The organism is Actinomadura miaoliensis (assembly GCF_039536785.1).
In the GTDB taxonomy this organism is placed as follows: domain Bacteria; phylum Actinomycetota; class Actinomycetes; order Streptosporangiales; family Streptosporangiaceae; genus Spirillospora; species Spirillospora miaoliensis.
The window spans coordinates 91,289-115,890 of record NZ_BAAAZG010000045.1; the positions used below are offsets into that span (position 1 = coordinate 91,289).

Here is a 24,602-nt window from a genome sequence, read left to right on the forward strand (position 1 = left end):
GTCGTGGACGCGAGCACCCCGCGCTCGCGCGAAGATGGACCCGTGAGCAGTCTTCTCGAAGAAGTCGTCCTGGACCTGGAACGTCACTCGGCGCAGGAGGGATGGGACGCCCCGCCGAAGCTGTACGCGCTGGTGCGCAGCTCCGAGCTGCGCCGCGCCGAGCCCGACCTGGCCGACCAGCTCGGCCTGGCGCCCGACGTGGAGACCCTGGCCGCCCTGGAACAGGACCGGCTGCCCGACCGCGACACGGTCGAGGAGTCGCTGGCCGCCATCGCCTGGCCGGACGCGGTCGAGGGCTGCGCCCTGGTGATCGAACGGATGGTGCTGCCGCCCGAGGCCGAGCAGGACATCCCCGAGGACGAGACCGAGGCCGCCGCCTGGGCCGCCGAGCACCCCGGCCGCGAGGACGTGCGCATGGTGGTCGGCGTCCTGCGCGACGGCACCCGCCACTCGGCGCTGCGGCTGCGCCGCCACGACACCGACGACGAGGTCCTGGTCGGCCCCGACCTGGTCCCCGGCCTCGCCGACGCCCTGGCCGCCACGTTCGAACCCGACGAGCCCGGCTCGGCCTGAGCCGCGGCGAGCGCCCCGCGCGGGGGCGGGGCGTGCACTCCAGGCGAACCGGGCGTGTCCCGCGGACGGTAACCTGCGGAGCGTGAGCGACGTCATCAGGCTGGTCGCGGTCCGCGACGCCCCCCTGTCGGTCGACGAGGTGTTCGACGCCGTCGGCGACCCGGCGGCGGGCGGGACGGCCGTGTTCGTCGGCACCGTCCGCGACCACGATCACGCCCGCGCGGTCAGCCGCCTGTCGTACAGCGCCCACCCCACCGTGGAACGCGAACTGCGCGCCGTGATGGAGAAGGTCGCCGCCGACTTCCCGGTGAAGGCGCTGGCCGCCGTGCACCGGGTCGGCGACCTGGAGATCGGCGACCTGGCCGTGGTGGTGGCCGCGTCCTGTGCGCACCGCGGCGAGGCGTTCGACGCCTGCCGCAGGCTCATCGACGACCTCAAGGCCCAGGTGCCGATCTGGAAGCACCAGACGTTCGCCGACGGCGGCGACGAATGGGTCGGGGCCTGCTGACAGGGCGGCGGAGCCCCGCGCCGGTGCCCGCGGCCCCGGCGCCGTCTCCCGGACCACGCCCCACCGACCACCTGACCGCCCCTCCGGCGGCCGCTTGACCTAGGAGCCTAGGAGCCGCACATGTCGTCTCGCCGCGCGGTCACCCTCGCCGTCGCCAGCGTGCTGGTCCTGGTGCTGGCGCTGGTCGGCTCGCTGATGCCGGTGCCGTACGTCGCGCTGATGCCCGGCCCCACCAGCAACACCCTCGGCGAGAACGACAAGGGCGAGGAGCTGATCAAGATCGAGGGCCGTCAGGTGTATCCCGACGCCGGGCACCTGAACTTCACCACCGTCACCTACCGCGGCGGCCCCGGCTCCCGTCTCGACCTGTTCACCGCCCTGCGCGGCTGGCTGGACGGCGACGTGGCGATCGTCCCCGAGGAGACGATCTTCCCGCGGAAGGAGTCGCAGAAGCAGGTGGACGAGGAGAACACCCGGCAGATGCGCGACTCGCAGGAGACCGCCCAGGCCGCCGCGCTGCGCGAGCTGAAGATCCCGATCTCCACCCGCGTCGTCGTCGACGCGGTGCAGAAGGGCCGTCCCGCCGACGGCCGGCTGCGCCCCGGCGACGAGCTGGTCGCCGTCGACGGCACCCGGGTCGAGCGCGTCGGCGCCGCCACCGAGCTGATGGGCAAGCGGAAGGTCGGCGACCAGGTCACCGTGACGGTCCGCCGCTCGGGCGCCGAGCAGCGGGTCACGCTGACGACCGCCGCCAGCGACGACGGCCGTCCCGTGGTCGGCATCGTGCTGTCCGACCAGTACAAGTTCCCGTTCAAGGTCGACATCAGCGTCGGCGACGTCGGCGGGCCCAGCGCGGGCCTGATGTTCTCCCTCGCCATCGTGGACAAGCTCACCCCGGGCTCGCTCACCGGCGGCAAGTTCATCGCGGGCACCGGCACCATCACCGCGGAGGGGCAGGTCGGCCCCATCGGCGGCATCCAGCAGAAGATGATCGCCGCCCGCCGCGCCGGCGCCACCGTCTTCCTCACCCCCGCCGACAACTGCCCCGACGCCGCCAAGGCCCGTCCCGACGGCCTGCGCCTCGTCCGCGCCGACACGCTGAACGGCGCCATCCAGGCCCTCAACGCCATCAACACCGGCAAGGGGCAGGTCCCCACCTGCGGCTGACCCGCCCAGGCCCCCGCCCCGTACGCGCTACGGCACGTCGGGGTCGGGGACCGTGAGCCAGGGCCGGATCGCCGTCCATGTTGGTGAGCGGCGGCGGGGACCCGCCGCCCGGTTCGTCAACGCTGGTCCGCCACGAACTCCTCCCAGGTGCGCTTGCCGGTGTCGGCGTCCAGTGACAGGTTGTCGCCGTCGCGGTAGGCGCGACCGGCCTTGCCCGGAAGCGGGACGGGCAGCAGCAGACGGTGCTTCCCCGTGGCGCGCAGGTAGTCGCGGACGAGGTCGGCGATCCCGTACACCTTGGGCCCCGCGAGGTCGGGCACGCGGCCCGCGGGTGCGCCGAGGGTCAGCTCCACCAGGCGTTCGGCGACATCCTGGGCGTCCACGGGCTGCCAGCGCATGCCGGGGACCGGGACGACGGGCGACTTGGCCAGGGTGCGCGCCAGATCCCAGGCGAGGTAGTGGAACTGGGCGGCGCGCAGGATCGTGTACGGCACGCCGGAGTCGATGATCGCCTGCTCGGCGGCGGCCTGTGCGCGCATCCACGCGAGCGGCACCCGGTCGGCCCCGATGACGGAGATGTGCACCAGGTGACGGACGTTCGCCTTCCCGGCTGCCCGCGCCAGGTTCCGGGCCGCCACGTCGTCGCCCTTGCCGCCACCGGCCAGGTGCACGACGACCTCGACGCCGTCCAGCGCGGGTTCCTCCTTGGTCAGGTCGCACCGGATGTCGCCGCTGCCGCGTCCGAGGGTGCGCACCTCGCCGTGCTCACGTAGGAGGGGAACGACGATCCGCCCGAGCCTGCCCGTGCCACCGGTCACCAGAATCATGGTCTCTTCTCCCTGCCGGATAGGTTGTTTCACCTGGACGACCCGGCAGGCGGAAGGAATGTGACAGCGTGGACTTCGACGAGCATCGGCCCAGGCTGCGGGCGGTCGCCTACAGGATGCTCGGGTCGCTGGCCGAGGCCGACGACGCGGTCCAGGAGACCTGGCTGCGCTTCGACCGCACCGACACCCGCGACGTGGAGAACCTCGGCGCGTGGCTCACCACGGTGATCGGCCGGGTGTGCCTGAACATGCTGCGCGACCGCAGGGAGACGCCGGAGATCCACATCCCCGACCCGATCGTCACGACCACCCCCGAGGACGAGGCGGAGCTGGTCGACTCGGTCGGGCTCGCGCTGCTGGTGGTGCTCGACACGCTGGCTCCGGCCGAGCGGCTGGCGTTCGTGCTGCACGACATGTTCGCCGTCCCGTTCGACGAGATCGCCCCGGTGATCGACAAGAGCCCCGCGGCGACGCGTCAGCTCGCCAGCCGGGCCCGCCGCCGTGTGCAGGGGCACGCCCCCGTCCCCGACCCCGATCCGGCCGTCCAGCGCAAGGCGGTCGACGCGTTCTTCACCGCCACCCGCGAGGGCGACTTCGAGGCGTTGCTCACCCTGCTCGACCCGGACGTGGTGCTGCGCTCCGACGGCGGCACGGCCCGCCCCGGCCTCACCCAGCTGCTCCAGGGCGCGCACACCGTCGCGTCGCAGGCGGTCACGTTCGGCTCCCTGGCGCCCCACGTCCGCCCGGTGCTGGTCAACGGCCTGCCGGGCGTCGTCGTCCAGCCGGACGACCGGCCGATATCGGTGATGGCCTTCACCGTCTCCGGCGACCGCATCGTCGCCATCGACGTGCTGGCCGACCCCGACCGCCTCCCCACGGTCACCGCCAACGCCCAGCCCTGACCCACGTACACCCGGCTCGCCCCACCCCGGAGCCTTGATCACCCGCGTCCATGGGGTCCGTCGAGGCGGACGTCGACGCGCAGGACGGCGCGCAGGTCGCGGCAGGCGGCACGACGGGCATCTCGCGCCGTCCGCATGACGCCGCGCCGCGACTCGCGTCGGCCGATTTGGCCGATCTTCCTGGATGCCCTAGAGTTAACACGTCGCCGCGGGGTGGAGCAGTTCGGTAGCTCGCTGGGCTCATAACCCAGAGGTCGCAGGTTCAAATCCTGCCCCCGCTACCAGGCAGAGGCCCTGGGAGACGAACCTTCGGTTCGCTTCCCAGGGCCTCTTTGCTTTCTCACAGAGGACGACCGCCCTGGAACCCCCGCCACCCGCTTCGCTCACGGCTCCTAGCGTTCTGCCCGCTCCGCATTCGGTTCGCAGGTTCGCCTTCGGCTCGGGGCTTTGCGCTTGCTTTCGCGTGCGGTTGTGGCCTGCCCGCTTCGCTCGTGGCTCGGGATCTTGTTCCCCGGTTTGTGTGGCGCGGGGCCTCCGCTCGCTTTGCGTTTGGCTTTAAGTCTCCCGCTTGCTCGCTTTCGCTGGGCGGTGGCCTCTGGAGGGTGCCTGGGGCGGTGGGAGGTGATGGGTGGGGGGATCTCCAGGGGTTGGCCAGATGTGGCTGCATGGATCTCTTCGGCCTTATCTGGCAGATGTAAACAAAGCTCAAGATCCGCATTGACCTCCTCATAAGCCTCATATGACGATCGCCTCGCTGCTCGGGGAGAGCCGCGCGCGTCCCGCCCGAGCGGGGGCTCCTCGAGAACCCCCACCTTTCTGGAGGCGCAGTGAGGCGCAGAACCATCTCTGCGGTAGCCGCGCTGGCCCTTGGAGCGGGACTGCTGGTCGCCACACCGGCGGCCGCCGCACCGGGCCGGACGCGCGACCAGGACAAGATCGAGGTCTTCGCCGGCGAGCTCACCGCGGGTCAGCTCAAGCAGCTGAAGGCCCTCGGGCTCGACCACGAGGACATCGCGCACGGCAGGCCGTCGGGCGGCAAGATCCCGATCGAGGTCAGCATGAGCCGGGCGCAGGGCGAGGCGCTGCGGGCGAAGGGCGTCCCCCTCCGGGTCAAGACGGTCAAGGGCCAGACCGCGAGCCAGCGGGCCCGGACGCTCGCCGCGGAGGGCAAGGTGTACCGGCCCTACTCCGGGGCCGGCAACCTCCGCGAGGAGATCGTCAAGGCAGCCGCCGCCCACCCCGGCATCGCCAAGGCCGTCGACATCGGCACGTCGCTGAAGGGCAAGCCGATCACCGCCGTCCGGGTGACGAAGGGCGCCCGCACGTACCCCACGCGCGGCCCGCGTCCGGCCGTGGTCTACCAGGCGACCCAGCACGCCCGGGAGTGGATCACCGCCGAGACCGTGCGCCGCCAGCTCCACTACTTCCTGGACAACTACGGGAAGAACGCGGAGATCACCAAGCTCGTCGACACCACGGACCTGTGGTTCATCCCGGTCGTCAACGTCGACGGCTACGACCTCACGTTCGACCCCGACAACCGGATGTGGCGCAAGAACGCGCGCGACAACGACGGGGACGGCAAGCTCACCACGGCGGACGGCGTCGACATCAACCGCAACTTCCCGCACAAGTGGGGCTACGACAACGAGGGGTCCTCGCCGTCACCCGACAGCCAGACCTACCGCGGCGCCGCGCCGGGGTCGGAGCCGGAGACCAAGGTGCAGGACGCCTTCGTCAAGCGGCTCCGCCCCAAGTACCTGATCAACTACCACTCGGCGGCGGAACTGCTGCTGTACGGCGTCGGCTGGCAGCAGCAGACGCCCAGCCCGGACGACCACATCTTCCGGGCGCTGCTCGGCGACGACGACAAGCCCGCCGTGCCCGGCTACGACCCGGACCTGGCCGCCGAGCTATACATCACCAACGGCGACACCGACGGCCACATGACCGAGCGGCACGGGACGCTGACCTTCACACCGGAGATGGCCACCTGCCAGACCGCCAGCGCCGCCGACCCCGACGACCAGTGGAAGCCGGAGGACTGCGCCAGCGTCTTCCACTTCCCGGACGACGAGAAGCTGATCCAGCAGGAGTTCACCAAGAACCTCCCGCTGGCGCTCGCCACGGCCAGGTCGGCGCACACCCCTGACCGGCCCGTCTCCGTGACCGGCGTCACCACCCCGGACCTGGTCGCCGACGCCTTCGAGGTGTCGCACGGCAGGACCCAGCCGGTGGCGGTCACCGCCCGCCGCTCGCTGAAGGGCCTCGCGCTGCGCTACCGCGTCAACGGCGGCCGCACCCAGTCCGGCTCCGTCCGCGAGTGGAAGGGCGGCGAGCGGTACGGCGGCGAGGGACGGCTCTACTACGGCGAGTACCGCGGCACGGTCCGCGGCACCAAGCCCGGAGACAAGGTCGAGGTCTGGTTCGAGGCCCGCAAGCAGCGCACGAAGGTCTCCAGCCAGAAGTTCACCTACACGGTCGCCAAGGACATCGGCGGCGACGTCCTGGTGCTCGCCGCCGAGGACGTCACCGGCGCCAGCCCCGCCCAGGGCGCCACGGAGGCCAAGTACGCCGCCGCGTACACCAACGCCCTGAAGGCCGCCGGCCACAGGCCCGACGTGTACGACGTGGACAAGAACGGCCGTAAGGCACCGCACCACCTCGGCGTGCTGAGCCACTACAAGGCCGTCGTCTGGGAGACCGGCGACGACGTCATCCCGCGCGCGTCCGGCCAGCCGGCCGGTACGGCGGCCAAGCTCGCCTTCGACCTGGAGCTGAGCGTCCGCGACTACCTCAACGAGGGCGGCAAGCTTCTGCTCACCGGCAAGTACGCCGGGTTCGCCCAGGGCGCCGACGGCTCGTACTACTACGAGCCGGACGCCCCGGGGCAGCCGGAGTGCGCCCAGCCCTCCGACCCGCCGTGCCTGCCGCTGTTCAACGACTTCCTGCAGTACTACCTGGGCGCCTACAGCTACGTGAGCGACGGCGGCACCGGCCAGGACGGCAAGCCGTACCCGGTCAAGGGCGCGGGCGGCTCGTTCAACGGATTCCAGGCCCCGCTGAACGGCGGTGACTCGGCGAACAACCAGGACCACACCGCCTCGTTCCTGAGCACGTCCAGCTTCCTGCCGAAGGACAAGTTCCCGCAGTTCGCCGCCGAGGCGCCGATCAAGTGGGACCGGCCGGGCGGCGCCCCGTACGACCCGCGGACCGGCAGCTGGTACGCCTACAGCGGCCAGGCCGACGTGTCGTACAAGCGGCTCACCCGCACGGTCGACCTGACCGGCAAGAGCGACGGCAGGCTGACCTTCCAGACCTCGTACGAGACCGAAGCCGACTGGGACTTCCTGTTCGTCGAGGCGCGCACGGAAGGCCAGGACGACTGGACGACCCTTCCCGACGCCAACGGCCACACCCAGCAGTCCACGGGCGAGAGCTGCGCCTCGGGATGGCGGGCGCTCCACCCGCAGCTGAACCACTACCAGGGCCAGGACTGCTCGCCCAAGGGCACCACCGGCACCTGGCACGCGGCCGGCGGCAAGTCCAACGGCTACCAGGAATGGTCGATCGACCTGGCGGCGTACGCCGGCAAGAAGGTCGAGCTGTCGATCTCCTACGTCAGCGACTGGGGCACCCAGGGCCTGGGCGTGTTCCTGGACGACGCCAAGATCACTTCTGGTTCGGAGACGCTCGCCGAGACGTCCTTCGAGACCGACCTCGGCGGCTGGACCGTCGCCGGCCCGCCCGAGGGCTCGGCCCCGGCCGCCAACGACTGGACGCGCAGCCAGCGCGCCTTCGAGGAAGGCGCCGGGCTCGTCACCAAGGACACCGTCTACCTGGGCTTCGGCCTCGAAGGACTGTCCACCACGGCCCGCAACGACTTCGTCAAGCGGGCGATGAGACACCTCCTGTGACCCTCCCGATGTGAACGCGGCCCGTCCGACCCCCCGGACGGGCCGCTTCACGTCCCACGCCCTGTTGTCTTCCGGCCACATCTCTGAGCGTCGCGGCACCGTCATCCAGATCCGTTTCGGCCGGCGTCGGCACGCCACGCCCCCTCCACGCGGCGGAAGCTGGAGCCCACGCCGTCGCCCACCGGACGGACGAAGAGCGATCAAGTCAGAACGCAGGTCAGCGGCGGCGGTCCCTCGTCCGCGTTCTCACCGGTGGCTCCCCGCAGGGCGGCGACCGCCAGGCGACCTCTGGCCCTGCCAGGTCCCCGCCTGGTCGCTGACGACCACCAGTCCCCGTGGCGTTGGCGCCCATGCAAAAAATTCGACGAGTTGATCGCAGGGGCCGGTTTTGTGCCGGGCCCTGCTCGTCTCTCACCAGCGTGGTCGAGGTGGCGGTACCCCTTGCGGCAGAGTGAATGGCAGTGTTGGGGCGGCGGTTCTAGGTGGTTGGGGGGACGTTGCCCCAGTACTCGTGGAGGGCGCTGATTCGGTCACCGCTTACTCGCACGATGATGACCTCCCAGTTGAGGTAGCCCTCCGTCGACGCGGAACCGCCGCGGGAGTCGTACTCGTAGAGGACTCTGTCGCCCATCTGGGTGGTCGAGCGGCGCTCGCCGATGACCCGGTTCCCGTTCGAGGCGTGGAACCGTGTCCATTCCTCCACGGCGCGACGGCCGCGCTCGCCCTCATGACGGCCTCGCCACTGTCCCTCAGGAAACCAGAACGAGAAGCGCGGGGTCAGCATCGCCAGGAACGGCTCCCACTGGCCGGTGCGCCAGCCGTGGTCGAACCAGTCCATGGCACGGTCGGCGATCCGCCGTGTCGCGCGAGACGGCAGAAGCGTCGTGGCCGGGAACGTCATCGTGGCCGCGCCGGTGAGCCCGAGCATCGTCCTGCGGTTGAGATCGGTCATTCCATGCCTCCTTCGGGGCTGCCGGAGGCAAGTAGAGCGAGAAGACGCGAAAGCTCGAAATAAAACACGGAGTGGTCACGCTGGTGCCCGCTGGAGGAGGCGTGGCGTGCCAACGGCCGTCTCAGGCGCGGCTGTAACGCACTGGTCGGCCCTGGGGCTCGGGGACACGCGGTCCAAGTGTCATCAATGAGAGCGTCCTTTGGTGATGTACCCGGGGTGTGGAGGCGGCTCGCCGTCACTGCAGGCAACGGGGAGGCAGTTACCGGTCGTGGTCGCTTCAGTGATCAGGAAGGTGCGCAGCACCGGAGGTCGCCGGGCCGCGCGGGTGGAGTGTCGGGGTGTCCGCGTAGGGCGGGCGGTGGGGGGAAGCGTCATCGATTGGTAAGGGTTGGGCGGCGTGATTTCCGGTGGGATGGCCGTGACGGAGATCGAGGACGGGCTCGTTCGTTGCGGGAGGCACGGTGGTCACGTTGCTGCGCAGGCCGGTGGTCTGGATCGTGGGGGGAGTGCTCGTGGTGGCGGCGGCCGTGGGGCTGGCGCTGTTCCAGCCCTGGCTGCTGTTCGTGGACGAGGAGGTCAACGAGGCCGGGCCCACGGCGAGCACTCCTGGGCCCACCACGACCGCGTCCCGGCAGGCTCAGGAGGGCGCGGCGCCGCAGGTGCTGGCGTCGGGGGCGTTCATCTCGCACGAGCACGACACGACCGGCACCGCCAAGGTGATCCGGCTCCCCGACGGCAGGCGGGTGCTGCGACTGGAGAGGCTCGACACCTCCAACGGGCCCGACCTGCGGGTGTGGCTGTCGGACCAGCCAGTCAAGGAGGGCACCGCCGGGTGGGGCGTGTTCGACGACGGCGCGTACGTGGAGCTCGGCAAGCTCAAGGGCAACAAGGGCGACCAGAATTACGCCATCCCCGCCGACGCCGACCTGGACGAACTCACCAGCGTGAGCATCTGGTGCAAGCGGTTCAAGGTGTCGTTCGGGGCCGCCGAACTCCGGGCCTGACCGTCCCGCCGGGCGGGCCCCGCACCCGCCGTCCCGCGCGGCACGGACGAATTGGTTTGCGCGCCACCCCCGGGACCCATAGAGTTAAGGCGTCGCCGCGGGGTGGAGCAGTTCGGTAGCTCGCTGGGCTCATAACCCAGAGGTCGCAGGTTCAAATCCTGCCCCCGCTACCAGGTAGAGGTCCCGGGTGTAAGTCTTCGGCTTGCACCCGGGACCTCTTGCTTTCTCCCAGGAGGGCGACCCCTGGAACCCCCGTCCGGCCCTTCTTGCGGCCTGGACAAGTCGGCCGTGGTCCGGATCACAAGCTGGAACGCGGGGCTTGTCGTGTGTGCCGTCCTAGAGGGTGTGTGTGGGGGAGCGGTGGGGGCTTCTTATGCTGGGGGACGTGCGGAATCTTGGGGCGGCGGCGCTGGATGTCGCGTGTGTGCTGGTGTTCGTGGCGATCGGGCGGGCGTCGCATGAGGAGGCGGCGAGCCTGGCCGGGTTCGCGGGCACGGCGTGGCCGTTCCTGGTGGGGCTGGCGGTGGGCTGGCTGGTGACGCGGGCGTGGCGGCGGCCGGAGGCGTTCGTCCCCGCCGGTGCGGGGATCTGGGTGTCGACCGTGGTGGTGGGCATGGTGCTGCGGGCCGTCTCGGGGCAGGGGACGGCGGTCGCGTTCATCGTGGTGGCGACGTTGTTCACCGCGTTGGTCCTGCTGGGGTGGCGGGGCGTCGTCAGGGTGGTGCGGCGGCCCGCGCGGGTCTGACGGCGAAGATCCGGGCGTGTGGAATGTCCGGTTGCTGATCGTTTCGGTTGACGGGATGCCGCGGCGCTGGTGAAGTTACCCCCGAGTTTTTACTCGGTGGGAAGGGACGTCATGGCATCTGCCCTGCGGGACTGGCTGGACAAGCCGAACGCCGGACGCGGCGTTCACCTGGCGACCGACGACGGCGGCTGGGAGTTCCGCGACTACGGGGAGCTGGCGGCGGCGGCGCGGCGGACGGCCGGGGCGCTCCTGGAGACGGGCGTCGAGTCCGGCGACGTGGTGTGCGTCGTCCTGCCGACCGACTTCACCTGCGTGGAGACCTACTTCGCGGTGTGGGCGGCCGGTGCCACGGTGTGCCTGCTGACGCCGCCGCTGTTCCAGGACGGCGACGAGTACGTCGCGCACGTGGCGGCGATCCTGCGGCAGGCGCGGCCCAGGGTGACGATCGCGTCGCGGGAGCTGGCTGCGCTGATCGGGCGGGCCATGGCGGACGCGGGGCTGCCCGGAGAGCCGTGGATCCCCCGGCAGGCGGAGCGGGAGGCCGAGGTCAGGGAGCCCGGGGAGCTGGCGCTGCTGCAGTTCACCTCCGGGTCCAGCGGCGCGCCGCGGGGCGTGATGGTCACCTGGGAGAACCTGGAGGCCAACGTCGAGCTGATCTCGCGGACGGCCGGGTTCGGGGACGACGACGCGGTGGCGTCCTGGCTGCCGCTGTACCACGACATGGGGCTGATCGGCTGTTTCATCACGCCGATCTCCCGGCAGGCCGAGCTGCGGCTGATGCGGCCCGACCACTTCATCCGGGACCCCGCGCGGTGGCTGCGGTGCTTCGCCGAGGCCCGGCACACGGCGGCGCCGCCGTTCGCGTACGCCTACTGCGCGCGGCGCGTCAAGCCCGAGCAACTGGAGGGCGTCGACCTGTCCGGCTGGCGTACCGCGATCATCGGGGCGGAGCCGATCGATCCGCACGCGCTGGAGTCCTTCGCGCGGCTGGTGGAGCCGTTCGGGTTCTCGCGGCACACGTTCATGCCCGCGTACGGGATGGCGGAGACCACGCTGCTGGTCACCGCGGACCAGCGGCGCAGGGACCCGCTGGCGGTGCGGCCCGACCCCGAGTCGCTGGAGTTCGGGCGGGAGGTGCGCGTCCTGGACTCCCACACGCTGGGCCCCGCGTCGGTGGGCGCCAAGGCGGGCTGGGTGGTCGGCTGCGGCACGCCCCAGCCGGACGTGCCGGTGACGATCGTGGACGACGACGGGCGGGAGCTGCCCGAGGGGCATCTCGGGGAGATCGTCGTCGGCGGCGCGTCGGCCTGCCCCGGCTACTACGCGGGCGCGGAGGGCAAGTCGACGCGGTTCGAGAACGGGCTCGTCCACACCGGGGACGCGGGCTTCTTCCACGAGGGCCAGCTGTTCGTGCTCGGGCGGATGGGCGACAGCATCAAGGTCCGCGGCCGGTCGGTGTACGTGGAGGACCTGGAGTCCAAGATCGCCGAGTTGACCGGGCTGGGCAAGGGCCGCATCGTGGTGGTCGGCGTGCCCGGCGCCGGCACCAAGGGGCTGGCGCTGTTCGCCGAGACGAACGACGCGCCGTGGGCCGCGGACGTGCGGGAGACGCTGCGCCGCCGGCTCGGCGCCGATGTCGAGCTGACGATCGTGGTGGGCAGTGGGCTGATCCAGCGGACGTCCAGCGGCAAGCCGCGCCGCCGCTTCATGTGGGAACTGCTGCAGGCGGGGAAGATGCCCGGGGCGCGGATCGTCCCGCCGACGTAGATCGTTGACCGGCGGCGTCGGTAGCGGACACGATGTCCATGACGTTGTGAAAGGCCGACAATGCCCGCTGTGACGACATCCCTGCTTCGCCTCGGAGCCCGACTCGGGGCCACCGCGCAGAACGCGCTGGAGGTGGCCCGTTTCGGCGGGCTGGACACCGACGAGGACGCCTCGCCGTACGAGGTGGTGAGCGCCCAGCGGGTCTACCGGCTGCGGCACTACTTCCCCGGCGGCGACGACGCCGACCGGCCCGTGGTGCTGCTCGTGCCGCCGTTGATGATCACGGCGGAGGTGTACGACATCTCCTCGCGGGTCAGCGCGGTGCGGGTGCTGCGGGAGCTGGGCGCGGACCCGTGGGTGGTCGACTTCGGCGCGCCCGAGCGGGAGCCGGGCGGGCTGGAGCGCACCATCACCGACCACGTGCTGGCGGTCAGTGACGCCGTCGACCGGGTCCGGAAGGCCACCGGGCGGGACGTGCACGTCGCGGGCTACTCGCAGGGCGGCATGTTCGCCTACCAGGCGGCGGCGTACCGGCGCAGCGAGGGCGTCGCGTCGCTGGTGACGTTCGGCAGCCCGGCCGACACCAGCGTGGGGCTGCCGTTCGGGGTTCCCGCGTGGCTGGCGGCCGAGGGCGCGGGCCGCCTGCCCGAGGGCCTGATCGGCGGCTTCGCCGTGCCCGGCTGGGTGACCCGCACCGGGTTCCAGCTGCTCAGCCCGGTCAAGTCGGTGCGCAGCCGGGTCGACTTCGTGCTGGCGCTGCACGACCGGGAGCGGCTGGCGCCGCGCGAGCGGCAGCGCCGGTTCCTGGAGCGCGAGGGCTGGGTCTCGTGGCCCGGCCCGGCGCTGGCGGAGTTCATCCGCCAGTTCATCGCGCACAACCGCATGCTGACCGGCGGGTTCGTCATCGGCGACCGGGTGGTGACGCTGGCCGACATCTCCTGCCCGGTGCTGGCGTTCGTCGGCGAGGTCGACGAGATCGCGCCGCCCGCCATGGTGCGGGCCATCGGCCGTGCCGCGCCCCGCGCGCGGGTGTACGAGGCGTGCCTGCGGGCCGGGCATTTCGGCCTGGTCGTGGGGAGCCTGGCCGTCGCGCAGACCTGGCCCGCCGTGGCCGAGTGGGTCCGGTGGCGCGAGGGGGACGGCGACCTGCCCGAGATCGTGCGGCCGATGGAAGGCGAGGAGCAGGCGGCGGCGTCCCCGCCGGGCGGTGTGGCCGCGTACGGGCTGCAGCTGGCGGTCGGCGTCGGCGCGAACGCCGCGCGGTCGGCCGTGGTGACGGCGGCGCGGGCCGTCCACGGGGTCCGCCAGATCGCCCGGGAGGCCGGGCAGAACCTGCCCCGGCTGGCGCGGCTGGAGCGCATCCAGGCCGACACGCCCATGTCCATGGGGCTGCTGCTGGACGAGCAGGCCGACCGCGCCCCCGACGACGTGTTCTTCCTGTACCGGGGACGCGCGTACACGCAGGCCGCCGCCAAGGGACGCATCGACGCGGTGGTCCGCGGGCTGATCCACATCGGGGTGCGGCAGGGCGACCCGGTGGGGGTGCTCATGGAGACGCGGCCCACCGCGCTGGCGCTGGTGGCGGCGCTCAACCGGCTCGGCGCCGTGGCCGTGCTGCTGCGTCCCGACGGCGACCTGGAACGCGAGGCGGCGCTCGGCCAGGTCGACCGGATCATCGCCGACCCGGAGAACGCCGCGCGCGCCGCCGCGCTGGCGGGCGTCCGGGCGTACCTGCTGGGCGGCGGCCAGGTCCGGGGCGACCGGACGCGCGGGCTGCCGCTGACCGACATGGAGCGCATCGACCCGGACCAGGTGGCGGTGCCCGGCTGGTACCGGCCCAACCCGGGACGCGCGAGCGACCTGGCGTTCGTGTGCTTCACCGGCGACGGCGAGCACCTGCGGGCCAACCGGATCACCAACCGGCGCTGGGCGCTGTCGGCGTTCGGCACCGCGTCGTCGGCGTCGCTGTCGGCGGCCGACACCGTGTTCAGCATCACCCCGTTGCAGCACCCGTCGGCGCTGCTGATGAGCCTGGGCGGCGCGGTGGCGGGCGGGTCCCGGCTGGCGCTGGCCACCGCCTACGACCCCGAGACGTTCTGGGACGAGGCCCGCCGCTACGGCGTGACGGTCGCGTCCTACACCTGGACGCTGCTGCGCGACCTGGTGAACGCGCCGCCGCACCCGGGCGAGCGGCACCACGCCGTGCGGCTGTTCATCGGATCCGGCATGCCGCGCGGGCTGTGGCGGCGGGTGGAGGAGCGGTTCGCGCCCGCGCGCGTCCTGGAGTTCTATGCCAGCACCGAGGCCGAGGCGATCCTGGTCAACCTGACGGGCAAGAAGCCCGGCTCGCTGGGGCGTCCGCTGCCCGGCGGCGCCGGGGTGCGCCTGGCCCGCTACGACCTGGAGAACGGGCGGCCGGAGCAGGGCGCCGACGGGTTCGCCGTCGAGTGCGCGCCGGACGAGATCGGCGTGCTGCTGGTGCGGGTCACGCCCGGGGCCGCCGCGTCCACGCGCCGCCCGCTGCGCGGCGTGTTCGCGCCGGGGGACGCGTGGCTGTCCACCGGCGACCTGTTCCGCCGCGACGTCGACGGCGACTACTGGCTGGTGGGGCGGGAGAACGAGCTGATCCGCACGGCCGAGGGCATCGTCCCCCCCGGCCCGATCCGCGACGCGCTCGGCGACCTGCCGTACGTGGACGCGGTCGCGGTCTACGGGGTCCCGGCCGGGGACGGCACCGAGATCGCCGCGGCCGCGATCAGCCTGCGCGACCCGGACACCCAGGTCAAGCCGGTCGACCTGGCCGAGGCGCTGCTGCGGGTGCCGCCGGAGATGCGGCCGGCGCTCGTCCGCGTGGTCGACGAGATCCCGGTGACCGGCGGGCGGCGGCTGCGGACCGCCCCGCTGCGCGCGGAGGGCATGCCGCGCGCGGGCGACGGGCGGGCCTACGTCCGCGACTCCGCGGGCACGTACCGTCTGCTCGCCTGAGCGGCCGCCGGGCGGCCCTGGACGGGTCCGCTGGGCGGTCCGCTGTGCGGTCCCTCCCGAAGATCCCTGGACGCGCGCTCGCCCGGTGCGTTACAACAAAGCTACATAAATCGCGTTTTTGTAGCTTCCCCCCTCGGGGGCCTGGGAGGGTCCATGGCCACCAGCATCCTCGCCCCGCCACCGCCCGGCAGCGGACTCAAACCCGTGCCCGGCGTGCCGGGCCTGCCGTACATCGGCAACACCCTGCAGGTGATGCGCGACCCGTTCGGGCAGGCCCGCAAGCGCTACGAGCAGTTCGGGCCCGTCTCGTGGGGCTGGCTGCTCGGCCAGCGAACGGTGACCGTCCAGGGACCCGAGGCCGCCGAGGCCGTCCTGGTCAACCGGGACAAGGCGTTCGCCAACGGCCCGGCCTGGAGCTACTTCATCGGGCCGTTCTTCTACCGCGGCATCATGCTGCTCGACTTCGACGAGCACCTGCACCACCGGCGCATCATGCAGCAGGCCTTCACCCGGGACCGGCTGCGCGCCTACATGGACGCCATGGCGCCGAGCATCGCCCAGGGCCTGGACGCCTGGGAGCCCGGCCGCGGCTTCACCGTCTACGACCACGTCAAGCAGCTCACCCTCGACCTGGCCACCGACGTGTTCATGGGCGTCGAGCTCGACCGCGCCGAGGCCGACCGGATCAACGGCGCGTTCATCGACGCGGTCCGCGCGGGCACCGCCTACGTGCGCTTCTCCGTGCCCGGCCTGCGCTGGCACAAGGGCATGCGCGCCCGCAAGGTGCTGGAGGAGTTCTTCTACCGGCACCTGCCCGCCAAGCGGCGCCACGGCGGCGACGACCTGTTCGCCGCGCTGTGCCAGGCCGAGACCGACGACGGCCACCGCTTCACCGACGAGGACGTCGTCAACCACATGATCTTCGCGTTGATGGCGGCGCACGACACCACCACCATCACGCTCACCACCATGGCGTACTACCTGGCCAAGTACCCCGAGTGGCAGGACCGGGCGCGCGTGGAGTCGCTCGCGCTCGGCAAGCCGGTGCTGGGCTTCGACGACCTGGACGCGCTGACGACGGTCGACCTGGTGATGAAGGAGGCGCTGCGGCTCGTCGCGCCCGTGCCCGCGCTGCCGCGCCGCGTGGTCAAGGACACCTCGATCCTCGGTCACCACGTCCCGGCCGGAAGCGTCGTCGTCGTGCCGCTGCTCACCAACCACCACATGGCCGAGTGGTGGCCGGAGCCGGACCGGTTCGACCCCGAGCGGTTCGCCCCCGAACGCCGCGAGGACAGGGCGCACCGGTTCGCCTGGGCGCCGTTCGGCGGCGGCGCCCACAAGTGCATCGGCCTGCACTTCGCGGGCATGCAGGTCAAGAGCATCATGCACCAGGTGCTGTGCCGCTACGGCTGGAGCGTGCCGGGCCGGTACGAATGGCCGCTGGACACCACGTCACTGCCGTCGCCCAAGGACGGCCTGCCCGTGCACCTGTACCGGCTGGAGGGAACCCGATGAGCAAGGTCGTGGCGATCACCGGAGGGGCCCGCGGCATCGGCCTGGCCACCGCGCGGGCCGTCCGCGCCAAGGGCGCGGAGGTCGTCATCGGCGACATCGACGAGGCCGCCGCCAAGGACGCCGCCGACCGCCTCGGCGTGCGCGGGCTGGCCCTCGACGTGACGTCGCGCGAGTCGTTCACCGCGTTCCTGGACGCGGCGCAGGCGGCGGCGGGCCCCGTGGACGTGCTGGTCAACAACGCGGGCATCATGCCGATCGGCCCCGTCACCGGCGAGAGCGACGCCGACGCCCGCCGCTGCCTGGACGTCAACGTCCACGGCGTCATGCTCGGCACCAAGCTCGCGCTGGAACGCATGCTGCCGCGCGGGCGGGGCCACGTCGTCAACATCGCGTCCCTGGCGGGCGTGATGCCGGTCCCCGGCCTCGCCCTCTACAACGCCAGCAAGGCGGCCGTCGTCGCGTTCACCGAGGCGGCCCGGCTGGAGGTGCGCGACCGGGGCGTGCACGTCAGCGCGGTCCTGCCGAGCTTCACCAACACCGAGCTGGTCGCGGGGACGCGCAGCCCCAACGGGCAGCGCAACTGCGAGCCCGACGAGGTGGCCGCCGCCGTCGTCGACCTCATCGGCCGCCCGCGCCCGCAGGTGGTCGTCCCGCGCCGGCTGGGCGCGCAGGTGCGTCTCGGCGCGCTGTTCCCGGACGTCCTCAAGCGCGCCGTCGCCCGCCGCTACGGCCTGGACCGCATCTTCCTGGACTTCGATCCCGAGGCCCGCCGGTCCTACGACGCCCGCATCCGCGGCTAGCCGTCGACCGGCCCGCCGTGGCCGCCCGGGGGTCAGCGCACTCGCGGGCGGCCGTCGCGGGCGAAGGCGCGGCGGGCGTGCGGGAAGTAGCGGACGGCATCGGGCAGCAGCGGCCAGAGCGGGTCCAGGCGGCGGACGGCGGCGGCGAAGCGGCGGTAGCGGCGTTCGTCGGCGGCGCTCCAGGGCAGGCCGAGCAGCTCCCGCGTGCGGGGCGGCATGCCGCCGACGGTGATGAAGCGGGCGACGGCGTTCAGCGGCGGGCTGACGCGCCGCCACAGGGCGCGGGGAACGCGGCGCGGCGCGGGCAGGCCCTTGGTGACGTACCCGACGCCGTAGCGGGCCGTGCGGTGCGGGACGACCACCTCGTCCAGCATGCGCTTCCAGTACGCCTGGAACGCCTCCCAGTCCTCCGGCATGGCCCGGTCGCTCACCCCGTACATCCGGAACCACGTCCTGGACTCGGCGTAGATCCGGCGGCGGTCGGCGTCGGTCAGCGGGCGGACGAACGTGTCGATGCCGTACATCAGGTGGTCGACGAACGTGGCGTGCGCCCAGTAGTAGGTCTCCGGGTCCAGCGCGTGGTAGCGGGAGCCGTCCGGCATCGTGCCCTTGATGTCGCGGTGGTAGTCGCGGACGCGGCGTCCGGTCTCGGCGGCGCGCGGGCCGCCGTACACCGTGTCCATGATCGGCCCGACGGAGCGGCGCAGGCGGGCGAACGTCTCGGCGAAGAACACCGAGTGGTCCTGCACGCCCTGGCCGAGCGCCGGAAGCATGTTCTGCAGGACGGCCGCGCGCGGCCCCACCAGCAGCATGCGGGTGTCGGCGAAGTACCGCCAGGTGAGCGAGGTGGGGCCGAGCGGCGGGTCGGCCGGGGCGTGGTCGTCCGTCATGCGCACCGCCGGAGAGGGAGAGGAACAGAACAACGTGAATTGTAACTTCGTCGTTCAACTGTAGGGTGCGGGCTATGACCACCGATGCGTCCGCGCAGGCCGGGCTGCTGACAAGGCTCCGCACCGGCGGCCCCGACACCGACGACCTGGACGCCCGGATCCTGGACGCCGCGCTGGCGGAGTTCGAGACCTACGGGCTGCGCCGCGTCAGCGTCGAGGACGTCGCCAAGCGAGCCCGGGTCGCGCGCACCACGATCTACCGGCGGTTCACCAACAAGGAGCAGTTGCTGCAGGCCGTGATCCTGCGCGAGGTCCGCCGCTTCCTGACCGCGATCGCCGAGGCCACCGAGGGCCTGCCGACGCCGGAGGACGCGGTGGTGGAGGGGTTCGTGGTGGGGCTGCGCGGCGCCCGCACGCATCCGCTGATCACCCGGGTGCTGCAGAGCGAGCCGGACGCGTTCGTCGCCCAGCTCGGCATGAACGGCGGCGCGGTGCTGCTGGCCGCCCGCGACATCCTGGCCGACCGGCTGCGCCGGGCCCGTCCCGGCTCCGGCGAGGACTGTGAGACGGTCGCCGAGGTGCTGCTGCGGGTGGCGCTGTCGCTGCTGCTCGTCCCGGGCGGCGGGCTCAGGCTGGACGACGAGGACGACATCCGCGCCTTCGCCCGCGCCCACCTCACCCGCATGCTCCGCCCCGCACGCCCGCAGCCCTGAAAAATCGATTGCCACCTCCGCAAAGCTCCTCGTACCGTCGATGTCACGCGACGCGGGGTGGAGGCAACTCGGAAGCCCACCGGTCTCATGTCCCCGCCACGAATGCGGGCCATGGCGCTCGCCGGCCTTCGGGCCGGTCACGCCATGGCCCGCGCTGCTGTGTGCGCTTGCGGGGCTCTTGCGGTCGGACGCGGCGGGTCGCGTACGCTCGGAAGTACTCGAATCTCGTTCTAATTTTCAGGGGAGAGGCGCCATGCAGGCGGTCGTTCAGACGCGGTACGGAAAAGTGCGGGGACGCGCCGACAACGGGGTGACGGCGTTCCTCGGCATCCCGTACGCGGCGCCGCCGTTCGGCCCCAGGCGTTTCCAGGCGCCGCAGCCGCCCGAGCTGTGGGACGGCGTGCGCGACGCCACCGCCTACGGCCCCACCGCGCCCAAGCCCGGCTACCCGCGCCCCTTCGACGTGCTGCTGCCCGACCCGGAGATCCCGGGGGAGGACTGCCTCAACCTCAACGTCTGGACGCCCGACCCCGGCGGCTCCGGCATGCCGGTCATGGTGTGGATCCACGGCGGCGCGTTCCGCAACGGGTCGGGCGCGGTGCCGGTCTACAACGGCGCGAACTTCGCCCGCGACGGCGTGGTCTGCGTGACGATCAACTACCGGCTGGGCGTGGAGGGCTTCGCCCACCTGCCCGGCGCGCCGGCCAACCGGGGGCTGCTCGACCAGATCGCCGCGCTGGAGTGGGTGCGCGACAACATCGCGGCGTTCGGCGGCGACCCCGGCCGCGTCACCGTGTTCGGCGAGTCGGCGGGCGGGATGAGCGTGTCCACGCTGCTGTCGCTCGACCTGGGCCTGTTCCGGCGTGCCGTCGCGCAGAGCGGCGCGGGCGGCGTCGCCCAGACGGCCGAGGACGCGCTGCTGGTCACCAAGGAGATGGCCGCCCGGCTCGGGGTCGAGCCGACCGCCGAGGGGTTCGCCCGGCTCGCCCCGGCCGAGATCATCCCGGTGCAGTCGGCGGTCGCGGCCGAGGTCGCCGCGTTCCCCGACCCGAACCGGTGGGGCGCCAGCACCGCCGCCGGGGGCATGTCCCTCACCCCGGTGATCGACGGCGACCTGCTGGAGCGCCGCCCCGAGGAGGCGGTCGCGGCCGGCGCGGGACGCGACGTCGACCTGCTCACCGGCTACACGACCGACGAGTTCCGGCTGTTCCTGATGCCGACCGGGCTGGCCGGCGCGCTGCCGCCCGACGCGGTGGGCCTGGTCGCCGCCGGCATGGGCGTCCCGCCGCACGTCGTGGACGGCTACCGCGACCGGCACGCCGGCCTGGCCCCCGGCGAGCTGCTCGCCACGATCATCACCGACAGCCTGTTCCGCATCCCGGCCAACCGGCTCGCCGAGGGCCACGCCGCGCACGCGCCGACCTGGATGTACGAGTTCGCCTGGCGGTCGCCCCGGCCGGACCTCGGCGCCTGCCACGCGCTGGAACTCGGCTTCGTGTTCGACAACCTGCGCTTCGAGGACACCGAGGGCATGGCGGGCCCCAACCCGCCGCAGCGGCTGGCGGACGCCATGCACCGCGCCTGGGTGGACTTCGCCACCGACGGCGACCCCGGCTGGCAGCGGTTCGACGCCGACGCCCGTCACGTCAAGGTCTTCGACGCCGTGGCCGACGCGGTCGTCCGGGACCCGCACGGCGACGACCGCAAGCTCTGGGGCTAGCCGAGCAGCCGGTCGACGACGTGCTCGGCGATCGCCAGTGACGACGTGGCGGCCGGGGACGGGGCGTTGCGGACCGTGACCACGGGCCCGAGACGGCCGATGCGGAAGTCGTCGACGAGGGAGCCGTCCGGGTCCACCGCCTGCGCCCGTACCCCGGCCGGGGCCGCCACCACGTCGCCGGCGGTCAGCTCGGGGACGAACGCGCGCGCCTCGGCCACGAACGCCCGCCTGGACGCCGACCCGTACATCTCCTTCAGGCCGGTGCGCCAGTGCCGTCGCGCCAGCCTGCGGAAACCGGGCCAGCGCAGCGTGTCCCACACGTCGGCCGGGCGCACGTCGCGCCACCGGTAGCCCTCGCGCGCCAGCGCCAGCACGGCGTTGGGGCCGACGTCGACGCCGCCGTCCACGCGCCGGGTGAAGTGCACGCCGAGGAATGGGTACCGGGGGTCGGGCACCGGGTAGATCAGGCCGCGCACCAGATCGGTGCGGCCGGGGCGCAGCCGGTAGTACTCCCCGCGGAACGGCACGATCGCCGGTGCCGGGAAGTCGCCCGCCAGGCGCGCCACCCGGTCGGACTGCAGCCCCGCGCACACCACGAGCAGGTCGAACGTCAGCTCCTCGGCGGGGGACGACACCGTGACCCGTTCGCCCACGCGGCGCAGCCCGACGACCTCGAAGCCGAGCCGCACCTCGCCGCCCGCCGCCGTCACGTCGTCGGCGAACGCCCGCGCCACCGCCGGGAAGTCGACGATCGCGGTGCTGGGGGAGTGCAGGGCCGCCACCCCGGCGGCGTGCGGCTCCACCTCGCGCAGCTCGGCGGGCGACAGCCGGCGCAGCCCCGGGACGCCGTTGGCGGTCGCGCGGCGTTCGATCTCCGCCAGCGGCGCCAGCTCGGTCTCGTCCCGCGCCACGACGACCTTGCCGCACTCCACGTACGGCAGGCCGCGCTCGGCGCAGTACTCCTTCAGCAGCCCGATGCCGCGCCTGCACAGCGTGGCCTTCAGCGAGCCGGGCGCGTAGTACAGGCCCGCGTGCGCGACGCCGCTGTTGTGGCCGGTCTGGTGGACGGCGACGCGGTCCTCCTTGTCCAGCACCGTGACCCGGGCGCCGGGCCGCACGAGCGTCAGCCGCCGCGCCACCGCCAGCCCGAGGATTCCGGCCCCCACCACGCCGATGCGCATCTCCGTCACGCCGACGAAGATACGCCGAACCGTCCGTGTCGCCACCGGCACGGGCCGGTAGGGTGATCAAGTTCCTGAGGATTTGGACGGGTATGGCGAGTCCGCTGCACGCACACGACCCGCGCCGTGTCGGCCGGTACGCGCTGGAGGCACGGCTGGGCGCGGGCGGCCAGGGCGTGGTGTTCCTCGGGCGGGACCCGTCGGGCGGGCCGGTCGCGGTGAAGATGCTCCAGATCGACGAGGCCGCGGCGCGGTCGCGGTTCGTCCGGGAGCTGGAGACCGCCAAGCGGGTGTCGCGGTTCTGCACGGCGCAGGTCCTGGACGCCGACGTGTCCGGCGACCGCCTCTACATCGTCAGCGAGTTCGTCGAGGGGCCGACGCTGGCCGCGCTGGTCCGCGACGGCGGCCCGCTGCGCGGCGCCGACCTGGACCGGCTGGCGATCGGCACGGCGACCGCGCTGGCCGCCGTGCACGCCGCCGGGATCGTGCACCGCGACTTCAAGCCCGCCAACGTGATCATGAGCCCGTCCGGTCCGCGGGTGATCGACTTCGGGGTGGCGCGGGTGCTGGACGCGGCGGCCGAGACCGTCAGCCAGGTCGTGGGCACCCCGGCCTACATGGCGCCCGAGCAGGTGTCCGGCGAGCCCATCTCCCAGGCCGCCGACGTGTTCGCGTGGGGCGCCACGATGCTGTACGCCGCGACGGGACGCGCCCCCTTCGCCGCCGACACGATCCCGGCGATCTTCAACCGGATCCTCCACCACGAGCCCGACCTGGGCCCTCTGGGCGGTGTGCTGCGTGAGCTGGTGGCCGGCTCGCTGGCCAAGGATCCGGCGCCGCGTCCCGGCGCCGAGGAGATCCTGCTGCGGCTCATGCGCGAAGGAGCGGCCGAGCCGATCGCGGAGGGGCCCGCGGGGGGCGGGGTGCCGGACGAGACCGTCCGCGACACCGTCACCCTGCTCGCCGAAGGCACCACCCGCGCGTCGACCGCGCCCCCGCCGGGGCCCGGACCTGCCCCGCAGCCGACCCCGCCGCAGGAGTTCGCGCCACCGCACCCCGGCCCGCTGCCGTGGTCCGCGCCGTCGCAGTCCGGCGAGCCGCCGGGGCTGGAGCCCGCCCCGCGGTCGGCCCCGCCGCAGGAGTACGCGCCACCGCGGCCCGGCCTGCTGCCGTGGTCCGCGCCGTCGCAGTCCGGCGCGCCGCCGCAGTCCGGTGTGCCGCCGCAGTCCGGTGAGCCGCCGTGGCCGGCGGAGCGATGGCCCGTCGCGCCGCGTCCTCGCCGGCGACGGCTGCTGATACCGCTCGGGGCCGCGTTGGCCGTCGCCGCCCTGGCGGTGGCGCTGGTCGCCTACTCCGTCCGCGAGCGGGAGGGCGGCGGCGCACCCGGCGCATTCGATGCCGGCGCGGGCTCGTCCGGCGCCACGTCCACGGCCGCCCGCGTCGCGGCGCCGGAACGGATCCGCGCCGCCGGGACGCTGACGATCGCGACCGACCCCAGCTACCGGCCCATGTCGTTCACCGGGACGGACGGCATCACCGGCTTCGACGTCGAACTGGCGCGGGAGATCGCCAAGAGGTTCGGCGTCCGGCCCAGGGTGGTGAACACCACATTCGACAGCATCCTCACGCACGTGCAGGACGGGAGGGCCGACCTCGGGGTCTCCGGCATCACCGACCTCCGGGGCCGCGAGCGGGTCAGCGACTTCGTCACCTACCTGCGCATCGGCACCAGCCTGCTCGTCCCGGCCGGGAACCCCGGGCGGCTGAAGCCGGACGACCGGTCGCTCTGCGGCCGGACGGTCGCCGTCGTGGCCGGAACCGTCCAGGCCGAGAGCCTCGGGGGCTCGGGCGCCCACCGCACCAGGTGCGAGGAGGCGGACATGCCCGTCCCGCGGGCCCTGGAGCGCACCGCCCTCCCCACCGTCCAGCAGGCCATCACAAGCGGGGCGGCGGACGCAGCGCTGGTGGACTCGGCGATGGCCGGCTACCTGGTCAAGGAGCAGCCCGGAGCGTTCGCGGTCGCCGGGCCGCTCGCCGACCCCGAGCCGCAGGGCATCGCGGTGCGCAAGGGCGATCGCGAGCTGGCCACGGCCGTCCGCGAGGCGCTCCGGCACATGATCGCCGACGGTGCGTACGCGCGGCTGGCCGACCGCTGGGGCCTGACGGCGGGCAAGATCACCGACCCTCGGATCAACGGGGCGACCGACTGACCCCCGCCGCCGCGGGCCGCGGACGCCGCGTCAGCTGCCGAGGCGCTTGCGGCCCTGGGCGCGCAGACGGCGGCGCTGCGACGGGTCCAGCATCAGGTAACCGACCACGGGCAGGGCGATCACGCCCAGCACGATCAGCATCGCGATCAGGGGGCCGAGGATCTTCAGGGCGACGAGTCCGACGGCCACGCCGCCGATGACGAGGACCACCTTGGGCATTGCGACA

General features: G+C 72.9%; 19 protein-coding genes and 2 tRNA genes. 16 read left to right on the plus strand and 5 right to left on the minus strand.

The genetic code is table 11. The annotated features are described in order from the left end of the window. The first annotated feature begins 42 nt into the window (after window positions 1–42). The 3 genes from ABD811_RS29030 to ABD811_RS29040 all read left to right on the plus strand — a co-directional run bounded on the left by ABD811_RS29030 (window position 43) and on the right by ABD811_RS29040 (window position 2,248). On the plus strand, window positions 43–573 hold the full coding sequence (locus ABD811_RS29030; RefSeq protein ID WP_344954118.1) for a PPA1309 family protein: 531 nt from the start codon (window positions 43–45) through the stop codon (window positions 571–573). An 82-nt stretch (window positions 574–655) separates the two neighbouring features. Beyond that, entirely contained in the window at window positions 656–1,081 is a 426-nt protein-coding gene (locus ABD811_RS29035; RefSeq protein WP_344954120.1) for a molybdenum cofactor biosynthesis protein MoaE, read from the plus strand. Between the two features lie 120 nt (window positions 1,082–1,201). After that, the gene (locus ABD811_RS29040) at window positions 1,202–2,248 is read left to right on the plus strand and encodes a YlbL family protein (protein WP_344954122.1); all 1,047 of its coding nucleotides are present in this window, start codon (window positions 1,202–1,204) and stop codon (window positions 2,246–2,248) included. A gap of 116 nt (window positions 2,249–2,364) precedes the next feature. Here ABD811_RS29040 and ABD811_RS29045 read toward each other — a convergent pair whose 3' ends face one another. Continuing rightward, the gene (locus ABD811_RS29045) at window positions 2,365–3,075 is read right to left on the minus strand and encodes an SDR family oxidoreductase (RefSeq protein ID WP_344954124.1); all 711 of its coding nucleotides are present in this window, start codon (window positions 3,073–3,075) and stop codon (window positions 2,365–2,367) included. Window positions 3,076–3,143: 68 nt separating this feature from the next. Between ABD811_RS29045 and ABD811_RS29050 the strand changes: the two genes are divergently transcribed. The 3 genes from ABD811_RS29050 to ABD811_RS29060 all read left to right on the plus strand — a co-directional run bounded on the left by ABD811_RS29050 (window position 3,144) and on the right by ABD811_RS29060 (window position 7,894). Further along, window positions 3,144–3,977 (plus strand): sigma-70 family RNA polymerase sigma factor, encoded by an 834-nt coding sequence (locus tag ABD811_RS29050; RefSeq protein ID WP_344954126.1) that lies wholly within the window; start codon window positions 3,144–3,146, stop codon window positions 3,975–3,977. 207 nt (window positions 3,978–4,184) lie between these two features. Next, a tRNA-Met gene (locus ABD811_RS29055) sits at window positions 4,185–4,261 on the plus strand. 543 nt (window positions 4,262–4,804) lie between these two features. Next, window positions 4,805–7,894: a M14 family metallopeptidase gene (locus ABD811_RS29060; protein WP_344954128.1), complete on the plus strand. Its 3,090-nt coding sequence runs from the start codon at window positions 4,805–4,807 to the stop codon at window positions 7,892–7,894. Window positions 7,895–8,372: 478 nt separating this feature from the next. Here ABD811_RS29060 and ABD811_RS29065 read toward each other — a convergent pair whose 3' ends face one another. Further along, entirely contained in the window at window positions 8,373–8,846 is a 474-nt protein-coding gene (locus ABD811_RS29065; RefSeq protein WP_344954130.1) for a nuclear transport factor 2 family protein, read from the minus strand. Between the two features lie 461 nt (window positions 8,847–9,307). Here ABD811_RS29065 and ABD811_RS29070 point away from each other — a divergent pair, with 461 nt between their 5' ends. From ABD811_RS29070 to ABD811_RS29100, 7 genes are all read left to right on the plus strand, one after another. Then, entirely contained in the window at window positions 9,308–9,850 is a 543-nt protein-coding gene (locus tag ABD811_RS29070; protein WP_344954132.1) for a DM13 domain-containing protein, read from the plus strand. 96 nt (window positions 9,851–9,946) lie between these two features. Next, window positions 9,947–10,023: transfer RNA gene (locus ABD811_RS29075), tRNA-Met, on the plus strand. Between the two features lie 212 nt (window positions 10,024–10,235). Continuing rightward, the gene (locus ABD811_RS29080) at window positions 10,236–10,595 is read left to right on the plus strand and encodes a DUF3054 domain-containing protein (RefSeq protein ID WP_344954134.1); all 360 of its coding nucleotides are present in this window, start codon (window positions 10,236–10,238) and stop codon (window positions 10,593–10,595) included. A 111-nt stretch (window positions 10,596–10,706) separates the two neighbouring features. After that, window positions 10,707–12,362, plus strand: coding sequence for an AMP-binding protein (locus ABD811_RS29085; RefSeq protein ID WP_344954136.1), 1,656 nt, complete (start codon window positions 10,707–10,709; stop codon window positions 12,360–12,362). A 69-nt stretch (window positions 12,363–12,431) separates the two neighbouring features. Beyond that, the gene (locus tag ABD811_RS29090) at window positions 12,432–15,347 is read left to right on the plus strand and encodes an AMP-binding protein (protein ID WP_344954138.1); all 2,916 of its coding nucleotides are present in this window, start codon (window positions 12,432–12,434) and stop codon (window positions 15,345–15,347) included. 153 nt (window positions 15,348–15,500) lie between these two features. Continuing rightward, on the plus strand, window positions 15,501–16,862 hold the full coding sequence (locus tag ABD811_RS29095; protein WP_344954140.1) for a cytochrome P450: 1,362 nt from the start codon (window positions 15,501–15,503) through the stop codon (window positions 16,860–16,862). Then, entirely contained in the window at window positions 16,859–17,662 is an 804-nt protein-coding gene (locus ABD811_RS29100) for an SDR family oxidoreductase (RefSeq protein ID WP_344954142.1), read from the plus strand. Before ABD811_RS29095 ends, ABD811_RS29100 begins: the two co-directional genes overlap by 4 nt. 32 nt (window positions 17,663–17,694) lie before the next feature. Here ABD811_RS29100 and ABD811_RS29105 read toward each other — a convergent pair whose 3' ends face one another. After that, entirely contained in the window at window positions 17,695–18,552 is an 858-nt protein-coding gene (locus tag ABD811_RS29105; RefSeq protein ID WP_344954143.1) for an oxygenase MpaB family protein, read from the minus strand. Between the two features lie 74 nt (window positions 18,553–18,626). Between ABD811_RS29105 and ABD811_RS29110 the strand changes: the two genes are divergently transcribed. Both ABD811_RS29110 and ABD811_RS29115 read left to right on the plus strand, forming a co-directional pair. Beyond that, window positions 18,627–19,265 (plus strand): TetR/AcrR family transcriptional regulator, encoded by a 639-nt coding sequence (locus ABD811_RS29110; protein ID WP_344954145.1) that lies wholly within the window; start codon window positions 18,627–18,629, stop codon window positions 19,263–19,265. A 253-nt stretch (window positions 19,266–19,518) separates the two neighbouring features. Continuing rightward, window positions 19,519–20,985, plus strand: coding sequence for a carboxylesterase/lipase family protein (locus ABD811_RS29115; protein ID WP_344954147.1), 1,467 nt, complete (start codon window positions 19,519–19,521; stop codon window positions 20,983–20,985). Here the strand turns inward: ABD811_RS29115 and lhgO are convergent. Next, a complete protein-coding gene (gene lhgO, locus ABD811_RS29120) occupies window positions 20,982–22,166 on the minus strand; it encodes an L-2-hydroxyglutarate oxidase (protein WP_344954184.1) in 1,185 nt (394 codons plus the stop codon). The genes ABD811_RS29115 and lhgO overlap by 4 nt on opposite strands. Window positions 22,167–22,258: 92 nt before the next feature. Between lhgO and ABD811_RS29125 the strand changes: the two genes are divergently transcribed. After that, window positions 22,259–24,376 carry a bifunctional serine/threonine-protein kinase/transporter substrate-binding domain-containing protein gene (locus ABD811_RS29125; RefSeq protein ID WP_344954149.1) on the plus strand — a complete coding sequence of 706 codons (2,118 nt, stop codon included), beginning with the start codon at window positions 22,259–22,261 and terminating at the stop codon, window positions 24,374–24,376. 30 nt (window positions 24,377–24,406) lie between these two features. Here the strand turns inward: ABD811_RS29125 and ABD811_RS29130 are convergent, their stop codons facing one another. After that, entirely contained in the window at window positions 24,407–24,595 is a 189-nt protein-coding gene (locus ABD811_RS29130; RefSeq protein ID WP_344954150.1) for a hypothetical protein, read from the minus strand. Window positions 24,596–24,602 lie beyond the last annotated feature (7 nt).